This window comes from Bradyrhizobium sp. 138, from assembly GCF_023074075.1.
Classification (GTDB): Bacteria; Pseudomonadota; Alphaproteobacteria; order Rhizobiales; family Xanthobacteraceae; genus Bradyrhizobium.
Window position 1 is genome coordinate 1 of the sequence record NZ_JADPKT010000052.1, and the last position, 5033, is coordinate 5033.

A 5033-nucleotide genomic window follows, 5' to 3' on the forward strand; every position below is an offset into this window, starting at 1 on the left:
CGTCGAGCGGCTGCGGCGCAGTGTCAAATATGAGGAGGTCTATCTGCGCGCCTACGACACCGTGTTCGACGCCCGCGCCTCGATCAGCCGATACCTCGACTTTTACAATGGCCGGCGTCCCGCCTTGACCGCGGCACTCCGGATCAAGCTTACTTCAACCAGCTGCCGTTCCACTTATCGACGCGGGATTGCTGTTCAGACAACCGAGACCATCTCTTAGATCCAGCTCGAGGGCAAACTTCGCAGCGCGCAGAGAAAAGATACTAATTGTTCGCCTTGCGAGTAGGCGGATCTCTTGTTTGGCGCCATCTTCAAACCGATGCTAACGAGACGTTTCCCATTAAAGGCACAATTATCACCAGAGTAGGTAGTATCACGATCTAACATGAATGAATACGGTCAGCTAGCAACTAGCCGTTCGCGGTGATGCAGCTAATCGGAAGGTATCAGCAGAAGCGCCACACGAGGCCATCAGGTAATGACATCTCCCAAACCAATCGGTCTTTGCTGCGCATGTGCCAGGCGCCTGCAAGCAAGCTCGTTACTGTGAGCCCGCGAGGATACAAGCGAGTACCGAACAAATATCGCGGAGAAATAGCCGAAGGCGGCAGCGGTCCGGCACGAAGGGCAGCTAATCTAGTTCAAATGATGTTCCGGCCTCTGCGATGAGCAAATTGACTCGATGTCACTCAACAGACCATCCGGCACTCACCGGAAGTCGAACAGAAGGGCCCGCATATTGTGGCATTGCGATCGCTGTTGTCGGCCCACTTGGGACGACTTCAAGAAGGCAATGAGAATGTTGTGAACCAAGATAACGCAGGTTCCAATACGGCGGCAGAAGTCTTGTGCGCTGGGGAGGCGTCCAACGAAAGCTTTGCCCGGGCGCAAAGGGTGTTCCCGGACGGCACCTCGCGGGTAACGATTGAGCGGGATCCAACTCCGCTCTACATTGAGCGTGGGATGGGCAGCTATCTCTTCGATGTCGACGGCCGCCGGTTTCTCGATCTCAATTGCAACTTCACGACGTTGATCCATGGACATGCCTTCAGCCCCGTTGTAGAAGCACTAACCCGTCAACTTCAGCGCGGCAGCTGTTTCGCAAATCCGACGGAGAGCGAGATCGAGCTCGCTGAATTACTTTGCGAGCGCATTCCGCGGATTGACCGTGTTCGCTTTGTTAATACCGGGACTGAGGCCGTGCTATTTGCGATCAAAGCTGCGCGGGCCTTCACCGGACGTTCGAAGATTGCCAAGCTCGAGGGCGCCTATCATGGCGCCTATGACTGGGTCGAGGTCAGTCAAGCGGCGACACCGGCCAATTGGGGTGACGCCAACCAGCCCAACTCGACGATCTTCTATCGGGGTATGCCTGCAAGCGTGCTCAACGAGGTGGTTGTGCTGCGCTTCAATGATGTTGAAGGCGCACGCCGCTTGATATCATCGAATGCGCAGGATCTTGCCGCCGTCATTCTGGATCCGATGCCGAGCCGCGGGGGACTCGTTGCGCCGAAGCCTGAATTCATGGCCGCGGTGCAGGAATCTGCCCGCAAGAACGGGATTCTTGTGATCGCTGATGAGGTCCTCAATCTTAGGCAGAGCTTTCAGGGTGCTTCCGCACGTTACGGCCTTGTTCCGGACGTCATTGCGATGGGCAAGATCATCGGCGGAGGCTTGCCGATTGGCGCAATCGGCGGCCGCGAGGACGTCATGAAAGTATTCGATGCCTCAATGGGTCGGCCACTGCTTCCGCAAGGCGGTACGTTCTCTGCCAATCCTCTATCCATGACAGCGGGGTTGGCTGCCATGCGTCATCTCGATCATGCGGCTTTTGCACATCTGGAGATCCTTGGGGACATTGTCCGGGACGGGATCGGCCGGGCCATTTCGAACCTGCGCGCTCCGCTCTGTGTCACCGGTGCCGCCTCACTCTTCCGCATTCATCCGAGGGCAGAAACCCCGAGCGACTATCGCGAGATCTATCCCACGCCTGCCGGAGCAACTCTAATGAAAGAGCTCACACGCTTCTTTGCGGAGAACGGCATCATCCTGCCGTATGGTGCGGCCGCATCGATTTCGTCACCGATGACGCGTGCCGACGCTGAGTTCATCGTCGACGTGTTCGCAGGCTTTCTCGAGAGCCGTCAAGACATATTGGACGCGATAAAGGTACGCAAGTGAACGAAACGGCAGTGTTTTTCGCCAGCATGCCGCTAAATGATCTTTGGCCAGAGTCTATGTTCGCCGTAACTTGCTTGGCGAGGCTCAAAGAAGGTATTCAAGCTCCCTCCGGGCTGTAGCCACGCGTGACCCCGGGCCGCGACAGCGGCCGACGAAGGTCCGACCTGGTTCCCGTCCTAGGCGCGAACTCGACGTCCCTGTTTCACTGCTCGTGATCGCACTACAGCCAATCTGCATCCTCACATAAGGGCGTGGCGGTCTGCTTACGCGGGCTGCAGCAAAGCCAACAACCTTTCTCAATTAAGCCGATCGGCAGGACGCGCGCCTCTGCGGATCGTGGGGAATATCGAGTTCGATCTCGCGAGATACCTCGAGGATAGCTTCTGGATGTTGGCCATTCTCGCCGAGTGCGTATTTGAGCGCTTGCTCCCGGCTCGCGAATAAGCCGCCAAAAATGCCGTTCTGTTCGCGGACGACCCAGTTTCCGAAACGATTCTTGCCAACGAAGATTCTCGGTCTGGTGGAGCTTCCGGAAGGATATTCAACAAGCTTCATAACCATTGACCATCAGTTTGCAGCTTTATGATCTCGTAATCGATCGGCTCGTCACACACCGTGAGCGGATCGATCGCTGCGGTTCTGTTAGCGAGAGAGCTCGCCGTTTTCGGCGAGAGAGCTCGCCGTTTTCGGATGCGAGAAATAGCTGGGGAGGCTTGCTAGTGTGCCCGCCTTTGAGCTGTCCGCTAGCTTCGAGCAGCACGGCGCCATGGGTCTTTGTCTGTTTAGATCTGCTGCACTTGTCTTGCACCCACAAGGTACGCCGGCGAGCACGACACTGAACGTTCGCCGCCGTAGCGGTGCCAAGCGCAAAACTGGTCGTTGCGGTCGGGATTATCGGCCCAGCTCGCTTGTTGCTTCCAAGCGCGAACTGCACCGGTCCGACGAGGCACCCGTACGTGTAATTTGTGGGTCTTGCTGGGATAAGTGGATCATCTGTCGGGCTTGGCATCTGCAGCTCCGTTCTTTGACGCTTCAGGAATGGCGGGATCCGTATCACGTTTAGAGAACTGTCACGGCCATCTCGCATGGTCGTTGCAGATCGCGGCAACAATTCCGCCGCTCTAGTCGCGAACCATTCGTCCCGAAGGCCAATCTACAGCAAGCACCAGGCGAGTCGCTGCTACCAATTCTAGGGAAAGGCAGGTCGCTTTCGTTTTCGCTGGAAAGAAGAAACTTACCTACCGCATCAGACGTCTTTGCTTCTCTTCACCAACAGATTCGAGAAATGAGCGAACTAACATTGAAAGCTGGCGAATGCATAATTGAGACCTTGGAAATATGCGCAAGACTCTCTGGACCGCGTGCTCGCCTCGCCGAAGACGGTAAAGAAATCAGCTAAAGCTTGAGTGTTCAGCGGGGGCGCCAAGGTGTTTCGTAGGCCCGCTTGGTTCATACCATTAGCCCCAGGTTTTCATAGCGAGAAATTGTCCGGCGAGGCCTCCTTTGCGTCCACTTCTCCTTCAAAGCTCTCGATGGGTCGTCGCAGTGTCGGGTCTGCTGATGTTCGCCGCCCTGCTTAAGACGCTAATGCCAGTCCAAGAACTCGAAAAACGGTAGGTTGGCTTGGCGCCTTGCGAATTCCGGCCGGAGCACCACAAATGAGCAGGCCGAGGAGGGAGCCAAGTCGCTGATGACCTTGAGCGGAATGCTCAGAGAAAAGCATTCTCTGCAGCTGGCAAGCCCATCACTCCGCAACTTTCGCCACGTTCAACTCAGATCGATGCATCTCAATCCGGTACGATTTTCAGGCTGTGCCGCCCGATCCGAGATCGCACAGGTGGGCTTCTGCTCATGTCTGATCATCCATTCATCCCACAAATGACTCCACGAAGACATGATGACGCGTGCAAGCGGCTTGAGAGCCGTCACGCATCATACGTCAGATGCTCGATGCAAAACGTTTCTTTGTAGTAGACGGCGTAACGGCGTAAATGGACCAGCGTTCGCTTTTGAGATCAATTACCAGGGTTAGTAGTTGACCGGAGCGTATCTGGTGATGAAGGTGCAGTCTGCGCGGCAGCCTTCCGTTCCCTTATGGGTGGGGCGTGGAAACTCAAAGCGGCCATTGTCAAGAGTCGGTCAACTGCATGGTGCATCTTGCAAAGACTCTCGGCGTTCTGAGATTGTTACCCGTTCAGCGGCTGCTAAGAGCGTTTGATAGGGAGAGGATGTTGCGGTCGCCGACCGGAATTGCGATGGCTTCTTACGACTGGAGGAATTGTGACATGGAGCTGTATTTGTAGCCAAGATGGCTGAGTGTTCCGTCGTCAGAGCCAGGGTGGCGTTGCTGATCAGCGGTCTGAGCCAATCGTTCAGCGGCTTCGAGGCCACCTCCACGCGCCTGCGGAAGGCAGAGTGTTAACAAGTACAGTCTAGTGCTCGCGCAATAAACAGCACGAGCAACTTGGCTGTTCCCCCTCTCAAGAACAAATGAACTCAATATGGCGCTTGGCAGCCACATGGCTTCTCAAACTGCAGGGCTTAGCTCGGATGATATTCCTCGGCCATCAGCGCAGTACTCACCTCGAATCGCTTGAGGTGGTCGAGACTGGTCGCCGGCGGCGCTGGTCGGATGACGAGAAGCTGCGAATCGTCTCCGGATGGTTATGATAATGTGAGCGAACGGCTCGTTACGACTCACGGCGAGCTTGCGCATCACCTTGGCTTTGAGGTCGGCGATCGCCGCATTGAGTGTAACCGGCACGAGGCCCCCACCTCGCGGTCGTGAGCTTGGTCTGCGATACAGCCTGGCATGAGCTGATCGTTGGGAGTGAATCGATGGCAGATGCCAT

At 56.1% G+C, this 5033-nt stretch carries 1 protein-coding gene and 1 pseudogene; both read left to right on the plus strand.

Going from position 1 to position 5033, the window contains the following annotated elements:
- A pseudogene (locus IVA79_RS18265) lies at positions 1-267 on the plus strand (hypothetical protein); the annotation flags it as partial.
- A gap of 579 nt (positions 268-846) precedes the next feature.
- Positions 847-2181 (plus strand): aspartate aminotransferase family protein, encoded by a 1335-nt coding sequence (locus tag IVA79_RS18270; protein ID WP_247555112.1) that lies wholly within the window; start codon positions 847-849, stop codon positions 2179-2181.
- Positions 2182-5033: the final 2852 nt, after the last annotated feature.